Annotated in this window: 15 protein-coding genes; 6 read left to right on the top strand and 9 right to left on the bottom strand. The window is 64.2% G+C overall.

Annotated features, from left to right (window positions below):
* Window positions 1-46 precede the first annotated feature (46 nt).
* The 5 genes from SAS01S_RS10555 to SAS01S_RS10535 all read left to right on the top strand — a co-directional run bounded on the left by SAS01S_RS10555 (window position 47) and on the right by SAS01S_RS10535 (window position 4276).
* Window positions 47-364: an antibiotic biosynthesis monooxygenase family protein gene (locus SAS01S_RS10555; RefSeq protein WP_066807648.1), complete on the top strand. Its 318-nt coding sequence runs from the start codon at window positions 47-49 to the stop codon at window positions 362-364.
* 31 nt (window positions 365-395) lie between these two features.
* Complete coding sequence (modA, locus tag SAS01S_RS10550; RefSeq protein WP_084238811.1) at window positions 396-1184, top strand: molybdate ABC transporter substrate-binding protein; 789 nt, start codon at window positions 396-398, stop codon at window positions 1182-1184.
* A complete protein-coding gene (modB, locus tag SAS01S_RS10545; RefSeq protein ID WP_066807647.1) occupies window positions 1181-1855 on the top strand; it encodes a molybdate ABC transporter permease subunit in 675 nt (224 codons plus the stop codon). The genes modA and modB overlap by 4 nt, the downstream gene beginning before the upstream one ends.
* Window positions 1845-2456: an ATP-binding cassette domain-containing protein gene (locus tag SAS01S_RS10540; protein WP_066807646.1), complete on the top strand. Its 612-nt coding sequence runs from the start codon at window positions 1845-1847 to the stop codon at window positions 2454-2456. Before modB ends, SAS01S_RS10540 begins: the two co-directional genes overlap by 11 nt.
* Before the next feature lie 62 nt (window positions 2457-2518).
* The gene (locus tag SAS01S_RS10535; RefSeq protein WP_066807645.1) at window positions 2519-4276 is read left to right on the top strand and encodes a phospholipase D-like domain-containing protein; all 1758 of its coding nucleotides are present in this window, start codon (window positions 2519-2521) and stop codon (window positions 4274-4276) included.
* Between the two features lie 40 nt (window positions 4277-4316).
* On the opposite strand, the gene SAS01S_RS10530 is transcribed toward SAS01S_RS10535, so the two are convergent.
* The 9 genes from SAS01S_RS10530 to SAS01S_RS10490 all read right to left on the bottom strand — a co-directional run bounded on the left by SAS01S_RS10530 (window position 4317) and on the right by SAS01S_RS10490 (window position 19713).
* On the bottom strand, window positions 4317-4820 hold the full coding sequence (locus SAS01S_RS10530; RefSeq protein ID WP_066807644.1) for a DUF1993 domain-containing protein: 504 nt from the start codon (window positions 4818-4820) through the stop codon (window positions 4317-4319).
* 112 nt (window positions 4821-4932) lie between these two features.
* Window positions 4933-5667, bottom strand: coding sequence for an anti-sigma factor family protein (locus SAS01S_RS10525; RefSeq protein WP_066807643.1), 735 nt, complete (start codon window positions 5665-5667; stop codon window positions 4933-4935).
* Window positions 5664-6269 carry a sigma-70 family RNA polymerase sigma factor gene (locus SAS01S_RS10520; protein WP_245656835.1) on the bottom strand — a complete coding sequence of 202 codons (606 nt, stop codon included), beginning with the start codon at window positions 6267-6269 and terminating at the stop codon, window positions 5664-5666. The genes SAS01S_RS10525 and SAS01S_RS10520 overlap by 4 nt, the downstream gene beginning before the upstream one ends.
* A 16-nt stretch (window positions 6270-6285) precedes the next feature.
* Entirely contained in the window at window positions 6286-6687 is a 402-nt protein-coding gene (locus SAS01S_RS10515; RefSeq protein ID WP_218016286.1) for a cupredoxin domain-containing protein, read from the bottom strand.
* Window positions 6688-6705: 18 nt separating this feature from the next.
* The gene (locus SAS01S_RS10510; protein WP_066807641.1) at window positions 6706-7629 is read right to left on the bottom strand and encodes a metallophosphoesterase family protein; all 924 of its coding nucleotides are present in this window, start codon (window positions 7627-7629) and stop codon (window positions 6706-6708) included.
* A 154-nt stretch (window positions 7630-7783) separates the two neighbouring features.
* Window positions 7784-10087 carry a TonB-dependent receptor gene (locus tag SAS01S_RS10505; protein ID WP_066807640.1) on the bottom strand — a complete coding sequence of 768 codons (2304 nt, stop codon included), beginning with the start codon at window positions 10085-10087 and terminating at the stop codon, window positions 7784-7786.
* Window positions 10088-10331: 244 nt separating this feature from the next.
* The gene (rpoC, locus tag SAS01S_RS10500; RefSeq protein WP_066807639.1) at window positions 10332-14609 is read right to left on the bottom strand and encodes a DNA-directed RNA polymerase subunit beta'; all 4278 of its coding nucleotides are present in this window, start codon (window positions 14607-14609) and stop codon (window positions 10332-10334) included.
* A gap of 181 nt (window positions 14610-14790) precedes the next feature.
* Entirely contained in the window at window positions 14791-18942 is a 4152-nt protein-coding gene (gene rpoB / locus SAS01S_RS10495; RefSeq protein WP_066807638.1) for a DNA-directed RNA polymerase subunit beta, read from the bottom strand.
* A 306-nt stretch (window positions 18943-19248) separates the two neighbouring features.
* Window positions 19249-19713 (bottom strand): hypothetical protein, encoded by a 465-nt coding sequence (locus SAS01S_RS10490; RefSeq protein WP_066807637.1) that lies wholly within the window; start codon window positions 19711-19713, stop codon window positions 19249-19251.
* Between the two features lie 154 nt (window positions 19714-19867).
* On the opposite strand from SAS01S_RS10490, the gene SAS01S_RS23055 reads away from it, so the two are divergent.
* Window positions 19868-20058: hypothetical protein (locus tag SAS01S_RS23055; protein WP_218016285.1), on the top strand; the 191-nt coding region annotated here is incomplete at its 3' end.

Below are 20058 nucleotides of genomic sequence, written 5' to 3'. Positions count from 1 at the left end.
GCAATCGCTCCGGCGCCGGGTTCACGACCCTCAGGAGACATCATCCATGGCTACCGCCCCCTTCTATCGCGTCGACAAGTTCATCGTGCCCGATGCGGCGCGCCAGGCGTTCATCGATGCGGTCGACGAAACCGACGCCGTGATGCGCAAGCAGCCCGGCTTCGTCCGCCACGATCTGCTCGAACAGGTTGGTGGGCCGGGCGAGTATAATTTCGTTACCGTCGCCGAATGGGAAAGCGACGAGGTGATCCCGATCGTCGCCGCCGCCATCGCGCGCCACCAGGCGAAGCGGCGGTTCGACCGCAACGCCTTTCTCGCCGCGCACGGCATCCGCGCCGACATCGCGACCTATCGCGCGCTTTGAGGCGCTCGCCGCGCGGTGTATGCGCGGCGGCATGATCCAGTCGTTCACGCGCCGCCCGGTATTGGGCCTTGTCCTCGCCGGATTTGCTGCGCTGTTGATTGGCGCGGCGCCGTCCGCCCAGGCGCCGATCGTGCTGGCTGCGGCGAGCCTGCAGGAGTCCTTGACCGCCGCGGCGGATGCCTGGGCAAAGGCGGGGCATCCACGTCCGGTGATCTCGTTCGCCGCGTCGTCCACGTTAGCGCGCCAGGTTGAAGCGGGGGCGCCGGGCGATTTGTTTGCCTCGGCCGACGAGGACTGGATGGATGCGCTCGCCGCCAAGGCTCTGCTTGCGACAGGGACGCGCGCCGATCTGGTCGGCAATCGGCTGGTCGTGGTCGAGCCCGGCGGCCGGCATTCGGCGATACCGGCAGGCGGGGTCCGGTTGGCGCGGATATTGAGCGCGGGGCCCTTGGCGATGGCCGACCCTGATAGCGTGCCAGCGGGCAAATACGGCAAGACCGCGCTCGAGAAGCTCGGCGCCTGGACCGCGGTCGCCCCGAAGGTGGCGCGCGCGGAGAATGTCCGCGCGGCCTTGGCACTGGTCGAGCGCGGCGCGGCGCCGTTCGGGATCGTCTATCTGACCGACGCCAAGGCATCGTCCAAAGTGCGCGTGGCGGGCGTATTCCCGCCGACCAGCCATCCGCCAATCCTGTATCCGATCGCCCGGCTGGCGCGATCGACCAATCCTGAGGCCGAGGGTTTCCGCCGCTTCCTGCTCTCGCCGCGCGGCCGCGCGATCTTCGCGCGGTTCGGTTTCACTGCGCCGGGGAGGCAGCGCTGACCCCCGAAGAATGGGGAATCGTCGCGCTGTCGCTACGCGTCGGGCTTGTCGCGACGATAGCGGCATTGCCGGTCGCCTTCGCCATCGCCTGGCTGCTCGCCCGCGGACGTTTCCCCGGCAAGATCCTGATCGAGGCCATCGTCTATCTGCCGCTGGTCGTACCCCCGGTGGTCACCGGCTGGGTCCTGCTGCTGGCCTTCGCACCGGGCGGGCCGCTCGGTTTCTTGAGCGATGGCGTGCTGTTTCGCTGGACCGGTGCAGCGATCGCCGCCGGAATCATGGCGCTGCCGCTGATGGTGCGCGCGATCCGGCTGTCGATCGAGGCGGTCGACCGCCGGCTCGAGGGCGCTGCGCGGACGTTAGGCGCGGGGCCATGGCGCGTCTTCTGGACGATCACCTTGCCGTTGAGCCTGCCTGGCCTGTTGGCCGGCACCGTGCTTGGCTTCGCGCGGTCGCTCGGCGAATTCGGCGCCACGATCACCTTCGTCTCGAACGTGCCGGGTCAGACCCAGACTTTGCCGCTGGCGATCTACGCCGCGCTGCAACGCCCCGACGGCGATGCGATCGCGCTCAGGCTATCGGCGCTGTCGGTCGCGGTGGCGCTGGCGGCATTGGTCGCCTCCGAACTGCTCGCGCGGCGGATGCGCGCGGCGATGGTCCATGGCGTTTGATCTCCAGGTCTCGAAGCGGCTCGGCGATGCCGAGATCGCACTGCGGCTGGAGGCAGGCGAAGGCCTGACCGTGCTGTTCGGCCCATCCGGCGCGGGCAAGACTAGCGTGCTCCATATGGTGGCGGGGCTGCTGCGGCCCGATCGCGGTCATATCCGGGTTGGCGGCGTCGAACTGTTCGGCGAGGACATCGACGTACCGCCCGAACGCCGGCGCGCGGGATACGTCTTCCAGGAATCGCGGCTGTTTCCTCACCTGAAAGTTGCGGCGAACCTGCGCTACGGCGCGGGGCGGAGTGCGGCGATCGACGACGCCGTCCAATTGCTCGACATCGGGCATTTGCTCGACCGCTGGCCGCGGACCTTATCGGGTGGAGAGGCGAAACGCGTCGCGATCGGCCGCGCCTTGCTCAGCGATCCCGCCTTTCTATTGCTCGACGAACCAACCGCGTCGCTTGATCGTGGTCGAGCCACCGAGGTGGAGCACGCCGTTCTCGACATCCGTGATCGGCTCAAGCTGCCGATCCTGATGGTGACGCATGATCGTAGCCAGGCGGAGCGGCTGGCGACGACAATGGTCGAGATCGATCCGATGCGGACGTGAATTCGCGGGTTTGTCATCGTGCGATGCGATAAAAGCTATCTCACTTGGGCAGGGGCAACGCGATGGACAGCGCCAGCAAGGACGGATTTCACCTGAAATTGTGGCGCGGCGAGCGCATGTGTTTGATCGGCATGGACGTCGACGCGCCGGAACCAGATTTCGTCGGTTTCGCGATCGAGGTCCTCCATCCGGGTGGGACCGAGTTCGCGCCGCTGCGCAACCGCCTGGCCTTTTCCTATCCGGCAGGAAGCAAGGTCAACGGCGACGTCCAATTCCCCTCGACCGAGGCGCCCTTTCAGAAATTCCGCTGGGTGCATTTCCCTTACGATCCGATCGACGGGCTCTATTCCTATCGCGTGACCAAGATGCATATGCCGGCAGAGGGGCCGCTGGTCGCCGGCACGCAACTCGTCGCCACCATCAACCTCAATCCCGTCACGCATCCGGGTTTCCTCGACATCGGCTTCACTCGCGCATTCGCGTCGTCGCAAGCCTATCGCGACAAGTTCGGGAACCGTGCCGACATCCTGCCGGCAACCAACGCGGTCGGTCTCAATTTCTCGCCGCCCTTCGATCCGTCAGCGGCGAGCGACGCCAATCCCTATACCTGGCTCGGCTTCGAGGCGGCGGCGATGGTGCAATCACTGGTCGACGAGGCAGTCGCGGACCCGACGCTGACCGTGGATTTCTTCGCCTATGACCTCAATCTCGGCTGGCTGGTCGACCGTCTCGAAAAACTCGGGCCGCGGCTACGCGCGGTGATCGACGACAGCCCCAAGGACCATAATCAGCCCGACGGCGCCGAAGGGGAGGCATCCGTGCGGCTGCTGGCGAGTACTGGCGGCCAGGTCGTCCGGATGCATTTCAAGGGATTACAGCACAACAAGGTGATCATCCTGCGGCGCAATGGAGTGGCCCAGCGTGTGCTGCTGGGGTCGACCAACTTCAGCTACCGTGGCTTCTACATCCAGGCGAACAACGCGCTGCTGTTCAGCGATCCCGATATCGCCGGGCTGTTCGGCGATTATTTCGACGCGGCGTTCCACCAGCCGGAGACATTCTCGGCATCGGAGATGGCCCGCAAATGGTATGCCTTCACAACGCCGGGCAAGCCGATCGTTCAAATAGCGCTGTCACCGCATTCCGATAAAGAGATCGGGCTGTCCCCTGTCGGCGCGGCGATCGATCAGGCGACTTCGTCGGTGTTCTTCTCGATCGCCTTTCTCAACCAGACCAAGAGCGGATCGGTGCGCACCGCAATCGATCGCCTCGCAACGCGGCCCTTGTTCAGCTACGGCGTGGTCGACAAAGCGAGCGCGGAGCCCAAGCCTGGAGCAGAGGCCAAGCCGAGCAGGCTCGACGTCTACAAGCCCGACGGCACGATCGGCGTGGTCGATTTCGGCTATCTCGCCAAGAACGCGCCCCCGCCGTTCGGCGCCGAGTGGCAGGGCGGCAAAGGCATCAACCTGCACAACAAGTTCGTCGTCACCGATTTCGGCCTGCCGACCGCCAAGGTGTTCACCGGGTCGTCCAACCTGTCACCGAGCGGCGAGGGCGGTAACGGCGATCACCTGGTGATGATCCAGGACCCGATCGTCGCCACCGCTTATGCGATCGAGGCGGTGCGCCTTTTCGACCATCTGCACTTCCGCTCGAAAATGAAGGACGCGAAGGTCAAGCCGAAAGGTGCCAAGCCCGCCGAGGCGACACCCTTGACCCTCGGCAAGCCGACCGCGCTGAGCGGCAAGCCAGCCTGGTTCGAACGTTATTACCGGGCGGATAGCCAATATCTACGCGACCGGTTGTTGTTCGGGCACTAACGGCCGGCGCCAAGCAGGGGCCGGCCGCGTTCCGCGGCGGTCAGCCGCCCAGGAAGTCCATCTTGCCGATCGGTACGCCTTTCATGCGCAACAGCGCATAAGCAGTCGTGACGTGGAAATAGAAATTGGGATGGACGAAGCCGAGCAGGAAATCGCGCCCGGGGAACTTGAACTCGCCATTCGGGAATTTGAGCACGACTTCGGCATCTTCCTTGCCGTTGATCGCGTCGGCCGGAACCGACTTCACGAAGTCGATCGTCTTGGCGATGCGCGCCTTGACGTCGTCGAAGCTCGCCTCATTGTCTTCCATCACGACGTTCTCGACCCCGCCGAGGCGCACCATGCAACCCTTGGCCGAATCGCTCGCGCGCTGGATCTGCGAGATGAAATTGCCCATGTCCTCGATCAGCCGCGCGTCGAGCAGTTCCTGCTCGTCGATTCCCTTGTCGGCGGCAAAGGCGCGGGCCTTGTCGATGATCTTGTCGAGATTGATCAGCGCGCGCACGAAGACAGGCGCGGTGAGGGCGTAAAGTTCGGTAGCCACTGGATTCTCCCCTAGAGAAACGGGCGGCCGATCGGCGCCCGCGAGCAGGACATAAGACTCGGGTTGCGAATGAAAACCCGTCTCGGTCAGTTTTTTACCGTTTCGCTAAAATTCAGCGCGTGGCGGCGATGAACGCCGTACGAAACTGGCCGAGATCGCCGCCGGCGACATCCGACACTGCCCAGAAATCGAGGTCACCCTGGCGCCAATGGATGAGCGTGTAGCCATCGGTCGCCATCGTCTCGCCTGTCGGCGCCCTGCCCGCCGGCCAGGCGAAGACGTTGATCGTGTGGAGATTGCGGCGATAGACGATTGCTGGAACGACGCGGCCGCCGATATAATCGAGCCGCCCGCCGACCAGCGGAAATCCGGCCGCCTTGAGGTCGGGGGTGGGCGGCGAGAAGTCGATCTTGCCGTTGAACCACGGCTTGACGACATGGCGGTCCGAGGTCGGGATGTCGACAAGATGGTCGGCGAGCAGCGAGCGAACATGGCTCGCAACCATCTGCTGTTCGAGCCCGGTTGTCGCCGATTGCTGCGGAATGCCGAGCGTCAGCGCCAGGCCCGCGGCGATCGCCCCGCCGGCGCCCCAGCCGAGCCGCGCGGGCCAGGGATTGGTGGTGCGCTGAGTGGTGGGCAGCGCGCCATCGATGCGATCGCGCACGCCAGCGGGCGCGGCATGGCGCAGCGCCGGATCGGCGATGATCTGGTGGAGCTGCTTCAATTGCTCGAATTCGGCGGCGCAATTGAGGCAGGCGCGCAAATGCGCTTCGACCGCCGCGACATTGGCGGCGTCGAGCTCGTCGTCGAGCAAGGCGTGGAGCAGCATCGGATCGGGACAGCTCATGCCTGGCGCTCCTGTTGCCCGGTGGCTCGTGCCGGAAGCAGCAGCTTCGCCAGCATCTCGCGGGCGCGCGCCAGCCGCGACATCACCGTGCCGATCGGCACGCCGGTCACCGAGGCGATCTCGCGATAGGACATGTCTTCCATCTCGCGCAGGATCAGGGTTTCTCGAAACGGTTCGGGCAGGGCGGCGATCACCCCGCGCACCGTATCGACCTCGCGCGCGCGGGCCAGCGATTCCTCCGGCGTGTCGCTATCCGCCGGAGTTGCGGCAACCGCTTCGGACTGCGCTTCGGACAAGCTCGCGTCCGACACGACGACCCGCTCGCGGCGGATCTGCTCGCCGACGCGATCGCGCCAGCAATTGCGCAGGATCGCGAACAACCACGCGCGAGGCGGCCCGCCGCGATAGGTCTCGAACGCGCGGAATGCGCGCAGGAAAGCTTCCTGCACCACGTCCTCGGCGATGGTCGCATCATTGGTCAGATAGCGCGCCAGATTATAGGCGGCGTCGAGATGCGGCAGCATCAGTTCGCGAAAGCGCAGCTCGGGGCCGGGTTTCACGTCCCGACCGCCGACCAGTCTTGGGCGAAAGCCGCCGATCACTTCTCCGCTCCCCGCCTCAGCGCGCCACGACGGTCACTTTGCCCGTCATCATCGGATGGAGCGAGCAGAAATAGGCGATTTGGCCCGGCTTGGCGAAGGTGAAGCTGAACGACTGACCGGTGTCGAGCACCTTCGACCGAAAGCTCTTGTCGGTCGCGACCACCGTGTGCGGGATGTCGTCGTCATTGGTCCAGGTGACGGTCTGGCCGATCTTCACCGTCACCATTTTCGGGCCGAAGGTGAAGTTGGAGATGTGAACCGCAACCGGACCGGCGGCAGCTGCCGGTGCCGCGGGGCGGGCCGACAAGGTCTTGCCCCGGGCCGATGCCGTGACAGGGGGATGGGCACGGCCCGAGGCAAGTGAGGTCATGACCGCCGCGACAGGAATGAGCACGGCAATCATCAAACGGGAGTGCATCTGGTTTCTCCAAAGGTTCTAAGCGAGCGTGGAATCGATCAGCGCGATCCGCTGGTCACCGCTGCGGACGGTCACGTCGGTGATGCCGAGCATCGAGCGAAGCTGGCCGGGCGGAACGACTTGCGGGCCTGGCGAGGGGGCGGTGCCCGGCGCCGGCTGCGGAAAGGCGGTCGAGCGCGCGGTGTGGAAGGTCATCCGGCCTTCGACCTTCTGCACGATCTGATGGATATGGCCGTTGAGGATGGTCACAGAGCCGAACCGCTTGAGCAGCGCCAGCGCCGCCTGCGCGTCGCCGGTGCCCCAACCCCATTGTTCGTAGACCGTCCAGAGCGGAATGTGCGCGAACACCACGATCGGCGTCGACGCGCCGCGGCCTGCCAGGTCAGCCTTGAGCCAGGCGAGTTGCGCGGCACCGAGATTGCCCATGCCGCCGGGCTTGAGGTCGGCGACGTTGACCAGCCCGACGAAATGCACCCCTTGATGGTCGAAGCTGAACCAGCCGGCGCCCTTGCTGCCCTTGCCGTGGCGATCGAGGAACGCTTTGCCGCCGCCTTCGTCGACCATGTCGTGCTCGCCCGGCACGAAGAAAGCGGGAATGCCCGTCTCGCGCAGGATCTGGTCGGCGTCGTCGAATTCGTTGTCGCGCGACAATTGGGTGATGTCGCCGGTGTGGATGATGAAGTCGGGCTTGACCGCCAGCGCCTTCACCTTGGCGATCGCCTCGCGATAGGTCGCCCGCGCGTCGGGATTGGCCGCCTTGTCGAAGCCGATATGGCTGTCGCTGAGTTGAAGGAAAGTGAAGCCAGCCGCTGGCGCGACGCCGCTGCCGGCGCCGTCCAGGATCGCGCTGCGGGCGATGCCGCCGCTCAGCGCATAGAGTGCGCCGGTGCCCGCCCAGGCCATGCATTTCAACGCCTCGCGGCGCTCGATCTCGTGTCCCATGTCCTCGCTCCATTGCGGTTCGAGGATCAGGACTGAGGGATACGGCGGATTATTCCCGGAAAAAGAAACGCCGCCCGGAAAATTTCCGGACGGCGTTCGGTCTAGGATGCCCAGTCAGCGATTGGATACTGGATATTGGATACAATCCGCCGCGTCAGAACTTTACGCGGAACGCGCCGCCGATGATCCGCGGCTCGCTGATCATGCCGGTCAGATTGTTGAAGTCGATCGCGCTGATCGCACGGAACTGGTTCGTGATGTTGCGCGCAAATGCGCTCACTTCGTAGCGCGGCGTCGAATAGGCGATCTTCAGGCCGCCTTCGAGCTGCGCCTTGCCGCGAAACTCCTTCGCTTCGTAGAGGAAGTAGTTGATGCTGCTGCGGTACGCCCAGTCGGTATAGGCGTAGATTTCGCGGCCGTCGCCGAGCGGGATCGAATAACGCGCGGTCCAGTTCGCCACCCAGCGCGGCGCCTGGGGGAGGCGGTTGCCGTCGATGATCGCCTGCCCCGGGCTCGCCAGCGGATCAGTCACGGTGCAAAGCGACCCGCACACGCCGACGGTAATGCTCGGGTCCTGGATCTCGGTGAAATTGTAGCTGCCGCTCGCGGTCAGCGTCAGCTGCGGGATCGGACGCATATCGAGCTCGGCCTCGACGCCGTAACCGATCGCGCGCTTGGCGTTGAGCAGACGTGCCGAGTTGGACAAGCCACCGACCGCGGTGATCTGCAGATCGTTGGTGCGCCACCAATAGCCGTCGACCGAGAAACGGACAGTGCGGTCCGCGGTCTCGCCCTTGATGCCTGCCTCGCCGGACAGGGTGGTCTGCTTGCCCGCGGTGGTCTGCCGGCTGCCGAACGTCACGCGGTCCTGGATCGCCGGGCCTAGATAGCCCGTCGCGGCGCGCGCATATAGATTGACCTGGGGCGATACCGCATAGGTCGCGCTGACGTCCCAGGTGAAATCGCCTCCGCTCACCTTGGCGAGGCTCGGCAGCACGGCGCCGAACAAATTGGGCGAATAGCCCGTAATCAGGTCTTCCTTGTGGTCGTGCGAATAGCGCCCGCCCGCGCGCAACGTCAGCTTCTCGACCGGCTTGTATTCGACCGAGGCGAACGCGCCCCAATTCTCGTTCTTGTTGTCGTGGAACAAATCCTGGTCGAGATCGGCGGCGCGGCTGCCGGTGGCCGGGAATTTATAGTCATATTCGTGATATTTGAGCGTCTGGTGGAAATAATAGAGACCGCCCTGGAGGCGGAAGCCGTTAAACTCGTCGCTGACGAACCGCAATTCCTGGCTGAATTCCGCCGGCCGCGTGATCCCGCCGGTATTCGACGGAAACAAAGCGTTGTTCAGGCCGAGCGCCGGAAAGACGTAGTTGTTGCCACCGTCGATATCGCCGGTGCTCTCGACCTTGGCCTTCTCGTACGCGGTGACCGAATAAAGCGTACCGGCGCCGTCGAAATGGTAATCCAGCCGCAGGTTGGTGCCCCATTGGGTCATGCTCTGGCTGGTATAGCCGTCGAGCGCGACTTTGCTCGGCTCGAAGCCGGGCGAGAAATCGTTGCTGCCCTGCTTGAACAGGCCGGCGCGGAACACGCGCGGCGTGCCATCGAGGTCGCGGACGTGGAAATTGATCAGCGCGTTGAAATTGCCGCTCGAATAACCGAGCTGGAAGCGTCCGGCGAGGTCGCGATACCCTTCCAGCTTCTTGTCGGCAAAGCCGGTGGCAGAGGTGTTGGTCACCCAATTGTCGCGCCGCTGGAGCAGGCCCGAGGCGCGGAAGGCGAAACCGCCGCCGAGCGGCAGGTTGAGCGCGGCTTCAGCATTGACGGTATTGAACGTGCCCCAACTCGCGCTGCCATAGCCGCCGATCTTGTCGTCGGTCGGTTTCGCCGAATCGAGCTTGATCACGCCGGCGGGGGTGTTGCGACCGAACAAGGTGCCCTGCGGCCCGCGCAGCACTTCGACCGACTTGAGATCAAACACCGGGAACGACTTGAGCATCGCGTTTTCAAGCGCGACGTCGTCATAGACCACCGACACCGGCTGCGCGGCGTTGGGATCGAAATCGGTGTTGCCGAGGCCACGAATGTAGAAGCGCGGGAAGGTACGGCCGAACGACGATTCGGCCTGGAGGCTCGGCGTGCGCGACGACAGGAAACGGATGTCGAGCCCGCCCGAGTTGATCACGGCAAGCTTTTCGCCGCTGATCGAGGTCACCGCGACCGGCACGTCCTTCGACGATTCGGACACGCGCGTCGCGGTGACGACGATATCGCCCAGGCCCTTGTCGGCAGGCTTGGCGGCATCGTCCTGCGGGGCGGGCGCGTCGGCTGCCGGCGGCGCTTTGGGCTCGTCGGCCCGCGCCATGGCGGGTGATGCGGCAAGGATGAGCAATGCGGGCGAGGCGCCCAAGAGCAGGCAGTGCGCCAGCGAGCGGTTGGACAACGAGTTCATGTATCCCCCTGAATCGAAGATCGGCATCCTCGCCGTTTGACGACTCCGTGTGTCCCGGATCTTGCGCAAAGTCGTAACATGACCGTCATGGCTCAAAAAGGCCGAGCGATCGCCAGGTCTGGGGCGACGCGACGAAAAGCCGCGCGGTGATGCTGTTGCGCAACAGCCACCACAACGAAAAACCGCCGCCCGGTTGCCCGGACGGCGGTTGTTTCGTTTCGGCCGAGAGTGCCGAACGAGGAGCTTATTCGCTCTCGTTCAGATACTCGCCGGCATCGGCGTCGGTGCCGTGGCCGCTCGGGGTGACGCTGGCCAGCGCATCGCTGCCGGTATCGTCGGCAATGTCACGCAGCTTTTCGGCGGCACGCTCTTCGGCTGCCGAGTTGGGCGCGATCAGCACTTCCTGCAGCGCACGCTGCTGGACGCGGAGCGCGGCGTCGCGGCTGGAGGCGGCCACACGCAGGCGGTTCATGCCCGCACCGGTACCGGCGGGGATGAGACGACCGACGATGACGTTCTCCTTGAGGCCGATCAGCGTGTCCTGCTTGCCCTGGACCGCCGCCTCGGTGAGGACGCGGGTGGTCTCCTGGAACGACGCCGCCGAGATGAAGCTGCGGGTCTGCAGCGACGCCTTGGTGATGCCGAGCAGGACCGGCTTGCCCTGTGCAGGGGCCTGGCCGGGGGGCAACTTCTCGTTGGTCTCGTCCATCTCGGTGCGGTCGACCTGCTCGCCGGCGAGCAAGGTGGTGTCGCCGCCGTCGGTGATCTCGACCTTTTGCAGCATCTGGCGAACGATCACCTCGATGTGCTTGTCGTTGATCTTCACGCCCTGGAGTCGATAGACTTCCTGGATTTCCGACACGAGATATTCCGCGAGCGGCTCGATGCCGAGCACCTCGAGAATGTCGTGCGGATCGGGCGAGCCGCCGATCAGATTGTCGCCACGCTTGACGTAGTCGCCTTCCTGAACGTCGATCACCTTCGACTTCGGGATCAGATACTCCACGACCTCGCCGCCGTCCTCGGGCTGGATCCCGATCTTGCGCTTGGCCTTGTAGTCCTTGCCGAACACGACGCGGCCCGAGACCTTCGCGATGATCGCGTTTTCCTTGGGCTTGCGCGCTTCGAACAGCTCGGCGACGCGCGGCAGACCACCGGTGATGTCGCGGGTCTTGGCGGACTCGCGAGCAACACGGGCAAGCACGTCACCGGCCTGGACGGTGGCATTGTCCTCGACCGACAGCACCGCACCCGGCGCCAGCATGTAGCGCGCGGCTTCGTTGGTATCGGCGCCCGTCAGCGTCATGCGCGGACGGAGGTCCTCCTTCGACTTGGTGGCGGCGCGATACTCGGTGACGACGCGCTGGGTGATACCCGTCGCTTCGTCGGCCTGTTCGGTAAGCGTCTTGCCTTCGATCAGGTCCTGATACTTCACCGTACCGCCGGTCTCGGTGATCAGCGGCATGGTGAACGGATCCCACTCGGCCATACGGTCGCCCTTGCTGACGATGTGTCCATCGTCGAACATGACGTACGCACCGTACGGGATGCGATCGACCGACAGCTCGCGGCCGTCCATGTCCTTGATCGCGATCTCGCCCGAGCGGCTCAGCACCACGCGGCGGCCACGCTGGTCGACGATCAGACGCAGGTCGCGGAATTCGACCGTACCGTCGGCATGCGCCTCGAGGTTGGACGTTTCGTTGAGCTGCGCCGCGCCACCGATGTGGAACGTACGCATGGTCAGCTGGGTGCCCGGCTCACCGATCGACTGCGCCGCGATGACGCCGACCGCTTCGCCGATGTTCACCGGAGTACCGCGGGCGAGGTCACGCCCGTAGCACTTGCCGCAGACGCCGATCTTGGCTTCGCAGACCAGCGGCGAGCGGATCTTCATCCCCTGGATGCCGGTGGCCTCGATCCGTGCGACCGCCGCCTCGTCGAGCAACGTGCCCGACGGGATGACGACCTCTCCGGTCTTGGCATCGACCACGTCCTCGGCCGTGGTGCGACCCAGGATGCGCTCGCCGAGCGAAGCAATGGTCGAGCCGCCCTGCAGGATCGCGCGCATCTCGAGCGCTCGCTCGGTACCGCAATCCTCCTCCATGACGACGCAATCCTGCGACACGTCGACCAGGCGGCGAGTGAGGTAGCCCGAGTTGGCGGTCTTCAACGCGGTGTCCGCGAGGCCCTTGCGGGCGCCGTGGGTCGAATTGAAGTACTCAAGGACGGTCAGGCCTTCCTTGAAGTTCGAGATGATCGGGGTCTCGATGATCTCGCCCGACGGCTTGGCCATGAGGCCGCGCATACCGGCGAGCTGCTTGATCTGCGCCTGCGAACCGCGGGCACCCGAGTGCGCCATCATGTAGATCGAGTTGATCGGCATTTCACGACCCGTCTCCGGATCCTTCTTCACCGCCTTGATCTCGTTCATCATCGAGTTGGCGACCTGGTCACCGCAACGCGACCAGGCGTCGATCACCTTGTTGTACTTCTCCTGCTGCGTGATCAGGCCGTCCTGATACTGCTGCTCGAAGTCCTTCACCTGATCGCGCGTCTCGTCGACCAGCTTGTCCTTGTCCGGCGCGATGATCATGTCGTCCTTGCCGAACGAGATGCCGGCCTTGAACGCGTGCTTGAAGCCCAGCGCCATGATCGCGTCGGCGAACAGCACGGTCTCCTTCTGGCCGGTGTGACGATAGACCTCATCGATCACGTCGCCGACGTCCTTCTTGGTCAGCAGGCGGTTGACGGTGTCGAACGGCACCTTGTGCGACTTGGGCAGGCACTCGCCGAGGAGCATGCGGCCCGGCGTGGTCTCGAACCGCTTGAGGTACGTCTTGCCGTCCTCATCGGTCTGCGGGACGCGGCTGATAACCTTGGTGTGCAAGGTAACCGCACCGGCTTCGAGCGCCTGATGCACTTCGGCCATGTCTGACATCAGCATACCCTCGCCGGGCTCGTTTTCCTTGAGCATCGACAGGTAATAGAGACCCAGCACCATGTCCTGCGACGGCACGATGATCGGCTTGCCGTTGGCCGGCGACAGGATGTTGTTGGTCGACATCATCAGGACGCGCGCTTCCAACTGGGCCTCGAGGCTCAGCGGGACGTGCACGGCCATCTGGTCGCCGTCGAAGTCGGCGTTGAACGCTGAGCAGACCAGCGGGTGAAGCTGGATCGCCTTGCCCTCGATCAGCACTGGCTCGAACGCCTGGATGCCGAGACGGTGGAGCGTCGGTGCGCGGTTCAGCAGAACCGGATGCTCGCGGATCACTTCGTCCAGGATGTCCCAGACTTCCTTGCGCTCCTTCTCGACCCACTTCTTGGCCTGCTTCAGGGTCATCGACAGACCCTTGGCGTCGAGGCGCGCGTAGATGAACGGCTTGAACAGCTCGAGCGCCATCTTCTTGGGCAGGCCGCACTGGTGCAGCTTGAGTTCCGGACCGGTCACGATGACCGAACGGCCCGAATAGTCGACGCGCTTGCCGAGCAGATTCTGGCGGAAGCGGCCCTGCTTGCCCTTGAGCATGTCGGACAGCGACTTCAGCGGGCGCTTATTGGCACCCGTGATCGTGCGGCCGCGGCGGCCGTTGTCGAACAAAGCGTCGACGGCTTCCTGCAGCATGCGCTTTTCGTTGCGGACGATGATGTCCGGCGCGCGCAGTTCCATCAGTCGCTTGAGGCGATTGTTGCGGTTGATCACGCGGCGATACAGATCGTTGAGATCGGACGTCGCGAAGCGGCCGCCGTCCAGCGGCACCAGCGGGCGCAACTCGGGCGGGATGACCGGCACGACCTCGAGGATCATCCACTCCGGGCGGTTGCCCGAATCGATGAAGCTCTCGACGACCTTCAGCCGCTTGATGATCTTCTTGGGCTTCAGCTCCGACTTGGTCGTCGCCAGTTCCTGCAGCAACTGCTCGCGCTCGCCGACCAGGTCGAGCTGCTCGAGCATGATGCGGACCGCTTCGGCGCCGATGCCGGCAGTGAAAGCGTCCTCACCATATTCGTCCTGCGCCTCGAGGAGCTCGTCCTCGGTCAGCAACTGGAAGCGCTCGAGCGGGGTCACGCCCGGCTCGATCACGATATAGGCTTCGAAGTACAGCACGCGCTCGAGCTGCTTGAGCTGCATGTCGAGCAGCAGGCCGATGCGCGACGGCAGCGACTTCAGGAACCAGATGTGCGCGACCGGGGCGGCCAGCTCGATATGGCCCATCCGCTCGCGGCGGACCTTCGAGACGGTAACCTCGACGCCGCACTTCTCGCAGACAATGCCCTTGTACTTCATGCGCTTGTACTTGCCGCACAGGCATTCGTAATCCTTGATCGGACCGAAGATGCGCGCGCAGAACAGGCCATCACGCTCGGGCTTGAACGTGCGGTAATTGATCGTCTCGGGCTTCTTGATCTCGCCGAACGACCAGGAGCGGATACGGTCTGGCGACGCGATGCCGATCTGGATCTGGTCGAAGGTTTCCGGCTTGGCGACCGGGTTCGCGAAATTGGTCAGTTCGTTCATGGGAATGAACCCTTCCTTGAAATTCTTTCCCCTCGCCCGCTTGCGGGAGAGGGAGGGGCCCGCCGCTGTCAGGCGGTGGGAGGGTGAGGGCCTTCTTCCTTCTTCGATCGCAGCGACGGGAAAGAAGAAGCAGGAAGACCCTCACCCAACCCTCTCCCGCAAACGGGAGAGGGCCAATGGTTTACTCGGCCGCGATCACCACGCCGTCCGAATCCACGCCGGGCTCGTCGTTCTTGAGTTCGACGTTGAGCCCCAGCGAGCGCATTTCCTTGACAAGCACATTGAAGCTCTCCGGGATGCCGGCCTCGAACGTGTCGTCACCCTTGACGATCGCCTCATAGACCTTGGTGCGTCCGACCACGTCGTCCGACTTCACCGTCAGCATCTCCTGCAGCGTATAGGCGGCGCCATACGCTTGCAGTGCCCAGACCTCCATTTCGCCGAAGCGCTGGCCGCCGAACTGCGCCTTACCGCCCAGCGGCTGCTGGGTGACGAGCGAGTAGGGGCCGATCGAACGAGCATGGATCTTGTCGTCGACCAGATGGTGGAGCTTCAGCATGTAAATGATGCCCACCGTCACCTTGCGATCGAATTGATCGCCGGTGCGGCCGTCGAACAGGTCCGACTGACCCGACGGGTCGAGGCCCGCCAGTTCGAGCATCGCCGTCACGTCCCCTTCGTGCGCGCCGTCGAACACCGGGGTGCCCATCGGGACGCCGGCCTTCAGGTTCTGCGCCAGCTCGACGATCTCGGCGCCGCTGCGGGCGTCGATATCGGCCACGTAATGCTCGCCATAGATCGTCTTCAGACGCTCCTTGACCGCTTCCGGCATCGCACCCGCCTTGGCATCGGGATTGGCGTCGCGCCAATCCTCGAGCGCCTGGGTGATCTGCTGGCCCAGGCCGCGCGCGGCCCAGCCCAGATGCGTCTCGAAGATCTGCCCGACGTTCATGCGCGACGGCACGCCCAGCGGGTTGAGCACCAGATCGACCGGGGTACCGTCCGCCAGGAACGGCATGTCCTCGGCCGGCAGGATGCGGCTGATGACGCCCTTGTTGCCGTGACGGCCGGCCATCTTGTCGCCCGGCTGCAGCTTGCGCTTCACCGCGACGAAGACCTTGACCATCTTGAGCACGCCCGGCGGCAGTTCGTCGCCCCGCTCGAGCTTCTCGCGGCGGTCCTCGAACTTGTCCTTGATGAGCTTCACAGCGTCATCATACTGACCCTTGACCGCTTCGAGGTCCGACTGGACCTTGTCGTCCTGGACCGCGAACTTCCACCATTCGTGGCGGTCGACGCTGTCGAGCAGGTCCTGATCGATCTCCGAGCCCTTCTTGAGACCCTTCGGCGTCGCCGTGGCGACCTGACCGATCAGCATTTCCCGCAGGCGCGACCAGGTCGCGCGGTTGAGGATCGTGCGCTCGTCGTCCGAGTCCTTCTTCAGGCGCTCGATCTCCTCGCGCTCGATCGCCATCGCGCGCTCGTCCTTGTCGATGCCGTGGCGATTGAACACGCGGACCTCGACCACCGTGCCGGCGACGCCCGGGGGCAGACGCAGCGAGGTGTCACGAACGTCCGACGCCTTCTCACCGAAGATCGCGCGGAGCAGCTTTTCTTCCGGCGTCATTGGGCTCTCGCCCTTCGGCGTGATCTTGCCGACCAGGATGTCGCCCGGCTCGACCTCAGCACCGATATAGACGATGCCCGCCTCGTCGAGGTTGCGAAGCGCTTCCTCGCCGACGTTCGGGATGTCGCGGGTGATGTCTTCCGGCCCGAGCTTGGTGTCGCGGGCCATGACTTCGAATTCCTCGATATGGATCGAGGTGAAGACGTCGTCCTTGACGATGCGCTCGCTGATGAGGATCGAATCCTCGTAGTTATAGCCGTTCCACGGCATGAACGCGACGAGCGCATTCCGGCCGAGCGCCAGCTCGCCGAACTCGGTCGACGGGCCGTCGGCGATCACGTCGCCGGTGTTGACCACGTCACCCACCTTCACCAGCGGACGCTGGTTGATGCAGGTGTTCTGGTTCGAGCGCTGGAACTTCATCAGCGTGTAGATGTCGACGCCCGACTTGCCGGCCTCGACCTCTCCGGTCGCCCTGATCACGATACGGGTGGCGTCAACCTGGTCGACGATACCCGCGCGCTTGGCGGCGATCGCCGCACCCGAGTCCCGCGCCACCGTCTCTTCCATGCCGGTGCCGACGAACGGCGCCTCGGCCTGGACCAGCGGCACCGCCTGGCGCTGCATGTTCGATCCCATCAGCGCGCGGTTGGCGTCGTCGTTTTCCAGGAACGGAATGAGCGACGCCGCGACCGACACGAGCTGCTTGGGGCTCACGTCCATCAGCGTGATGTTCTCAGGCAGCGCCATCAGGAATTCGCCGGCCTGACGCGCGGAGACCAGCTCCTCGGTCAGCTTGCCGTCGGCATCGGTTTCGGCGTTGGCCTGCGCGATCGTGTGCTTGGCCTCTTCCATCGCCGACAGATAGACGACGTCGGTGGTCACCTTATTGTCGATGACCTTGCGGTACGGCGTTTCGATGAAGCCGTACTTATTGACGCGGCTGAACGATGCCAGGCTGTTGATCAGACCGATGTTCGGGCCTTCCGGCGTTTCGATCGGGCAGATACGGCCATAATGGGTCGGATGGACGTCGCGGACCTCGAAGCCCGCACGCTCGCGGGTGAGGCCGCCCGGCCCGAGCGCCGAGACGCGACGCTTGTGCGTCACTTCGGAGAGCGGGTTGGTCTGGTCCATGAACTGCGACAGCTGCGACGAGCCGAAGAACTCACGCACCGCGGCGACCGCGGGCTTGGCGTTGATCAGATCGTTGGGCATGACGGTCGATACGTCGACCGAGCTCATCCGCTCCTTGACCGCACGCTCCATGCGCAGCAGCCCGACGCGATACTGGTTCTCGAGCAATTCGCCGACCGAGCGCACGCGGCGGTTGCCGAGATTGTCGATATCGTCGATCTCGCCCTTGCCGTCCTTGAGGTCGACCAAAGTCTTGACCACCGCGAGGATGTCCTCGGTGCGGAGCGTCGTGACCGTGTCCTCGGCATCGAGATCGAGGCGCATGTTGAGCTTGACGCGGCCGACCGCCGACAGGTCATAGCGCTCGGGGTCGAAGAACAGACCCGCAAACAAAGATTCCGCGGTCTCGAGCGTCGGCGGTTCGCCGGGGCGCATGACGCGATAGATGTCCGACAGCGCCTGCTCGCGCTCTTCGGCCTTGTCGGCCTTGAGCGTGTTGCGGATCCACGGCCCGGTCGACACGTGATCGATGTCGAGCAGTTCGACGCGGTCGATACCGGCGGCGTCGAGCTTCTCGAGATTCTCGATCCCGAACTCGTCGCCCGCCTCGATGTAGATCTCGCCGGTCTTCTCGTTGATCAGATCATATGCCGAATAGCGACCGTAGATTTCCTCGGTCGGGATCAGCAGCGTCTCGAGGCCGTCCTTCTGCGCCTTGTTGGCAGCGCGCGGGGAAACCTTCTGGCCGGCCGGGAAGATGATCTCACCCGACTTGGCGTCGACGATGTCGAACATCGGCTTGGCGCCGCGCCAATTCTCGGGCGCGAACGGAATCTGCCAGCCGTTGGGACCGCGGACGAAGGTCACGCGGTTGTAGAAATAGTTGAGGATGTCTTCGGACGTCAGGCCAAGCGCATAGAGCAATGCGGTGACCGGCAGCTTGCGCTTGCGGTCGATACGGACGTTGACGATGTCCTTGGCGTCGAACTCGAAATCGAGCCACGAGCCGCGATACGGGATCACGCGCGCCGCGAACAGATACTTGCCCGAGGCGTGGGTCTTGCCGCGGTCATGGTCGAACAGCACGCCCGGCGACCGGTGCATCTGGCTGACGATCACGCGCTCGGTACCGTTGACGATGAAGGTGCCGTTCTCGGTCATGAGCGGCATGTCGCCCATGTAGACGTCCTGCTCCTTGATATCGAGCACCGAGCGGGCTTCCGTATCGGGATCCACCTCGAACACGATCAGGCGCAACGTAACGCGCATCGGCGCCGCATAGGTGATGCCGCGCTGGCGGCATTCGTCGGTGTCGAACTTGGGCGGCTCGAGCTCATAATTGACGAAGTCGAGCTCGGCAGTGCCGGCGAAGTCGCGGATCGGGAAGACCGAGCGCAGGGTCTTTTCCAGGCCGGACACGTAGCCGATCGATGGATCGCTGCGCAGGAACTGTTCGTAGGATTCGCGCTGAACCTCGATCAGGTTCGGCATCTGCACGACTTCGTGGATATTGCCGAAAACCTTGCGGATGCGCCGCTTTGCGGTGCCTTCGATCGCCTTGGTCGCCATGTGGGTTTTTTGCCTCGTCAGCTTAGAACTTCGTGCCCCGGATCCCCGAGGCGGGCACGCATCGCGACGCAAAAAAGCCGCTCCATCCTACTTCCGTTTCCGGCCGTGGACGGTGCAGCTTCTAGCGTCGTGTGAACCGACAGCCTCCAATTCGATCGACCCGGTGCGCGACGCCGTGTCATTTCCCGAAAGCTGTGGTGAGGGGCGCGATATAGGTAGCGTGTTGGAGAGTGTCAAACGCCCGACGCATTTTTTTCGGACCAAAGTTCAGGCCCAATCTTCAAGTCCAATCTTCAGGCCCGATCTTCAGGCATCGTCTGGGGTTACATTCTCCTCATCCTGCTTGAGCTGTTTGAAGATCGGCCATTCGGTCAGGTTTCCGCTGCCCTTATTGCAGTCGATCCGCCGCACCAGCTTCCCATCTCTCATCACCAGCACGCCGGAGACATTATATTCGGGCTCGATCCGCTCGCTGCTTAATTGCTGCGGCGCCTGCCAGCGGTTGAACAGGACGTAATTCCACTGCCCGCTGACGAAGCGGAGCGTCTGGTCCTCGCCGCGGTTGTACATGGTGCGGTGATAGAAGACGCCGCCTTGCGGGCCACCCTTTAGGCTGATCTCGGGTCGGCCGGGCGGACCGAAACTATAGGTCAGGCGATCGCCGCTGAGGGTCACGGCAATGCGCTTGGCATCGGCGCGGCAGGTGAACACGGTCTGCGGGGCAGGGGTGCCGGAGGCCATGATGGCGCCCAGAATAAGGCCGATAGTCATTTCGGGACTGTATGCCCGAAAAAAGTAAGTGCAAAATTGTCCTTGGTTTATAACAATGAATCAATGGGTTGCTCGTCTCGTCGCGAAAAACCGGTCGGTCGGACGGCGACGAAACGAGGAACCGCGGACGGGTTCCACTCATTGTGACACCGTCATGAAACAGCATTTTGCCCCCCGCAAAGCCCGCGCACTGGCGCCCCTCCTCGTCGCCACTGCGCTCGTCTCAACCCCCGTCTTCGCGCAAGATACGACGCCGCAGGCCGCGCCCGCCCAACCGGTGATCGTCACGCCGCCGGCGACTGCGACGGTGCCGATCCCGCCGGTAGTGCGTACCGTGCCCGACGG

Origin of the sequence: Sphingomonas asaccharolytica NBRC 15499 (assembly GCF_001598355.1) — a bacterium.
In the GTDB taxonomy this organism is placed as follows: domain Bacteria; phylum Pseudomonadota; class Alphaproteobacteria; order Sphingomonadales; family Sphingomonadaceae; genus Sphingomonas; species Sphingomonas asaccharolytica.
The sequence above is the reverse complement of the archived record's forward strand: the minus strand, read 5'-3'. Positions and strand labels throughout refer to the sequence as shown.

Coding starts and splice junctions, on each gene's coding strand:
- SAS01S_RS10555 (WP_066807648.1), top strand. CDS start 47: ATGGCTACCGCCCCCTTCTATCGCGTCGACAAGTTCATCGTGCCCGAT.
- modA (WP_084238811.1), top strand. CDS start 396: ATGATCCAGTCGTTCACGCGCCGCCCGGTATTGGGCCTTGTCCTCGCC.
- SAS01S_RS10540 (WP_066807646.1), top strand. CDS start 1,845: ATGGCGTTTGATCTCCAGGTCTCGAAGCGGCTCGGCGATGCCGAGATC.
- SAS01S_RS10535 (WP_066807645.1), top strand. CDS start 2,519: ATGGACAGCGCCAGCAAGGACGGATTTCACCTGAAATTGTGGCGCGGC.
- SAS01S_RS10525 (WP_066807643.1), bottom strand. CDS start 5,667: ATGAGCTGTCCCGATCCGATGCTGCTCCACGCCTTGCTCGACGACGAG.
- SAS01S_RS10515 (WP_218016286.1), bottom strand. CDS start 6,687: ATGCACTCCCGTTTGATGATTGCCGTGCTCATTCCTGTCGCGGCGGTC.
- SAS01S_RS10510 (WP_066807641.1), bottom strand. CDS start 7,629: ATGGGACACGAGATCGAGCGCCGCGAGGCGTTGAAATGCATGGCCTGG.
- SAS01S_RS10505 (WP_066807640.1), bottom strand. CDS start 10,087: ATGAACTCGTTGTCCAACCGCTCGCTGGCGCACTGCCTGCTCTTGGGC.
- rpoC (WP_066807639.1), bottom strand. CDS start 14,609: ATGAACGAACTGACCAATTTCGCGAACCCGGTCGCCAAGCCGGAAACC.
- rpoB (WP_066807638.1), bottom strand. CDS start 18,942: ATGGCGACCAAGGCGATCGAAGGCACCGCAAAGCGGCGCATCCGCAAG.
- SAS01S_RS10490 (WP_066807637.1), bottom strand. CDS start 19,713: ATGACTATCGGCCTTATTCTGGGCGCCATCATGGCCTCCGGCACCCCT.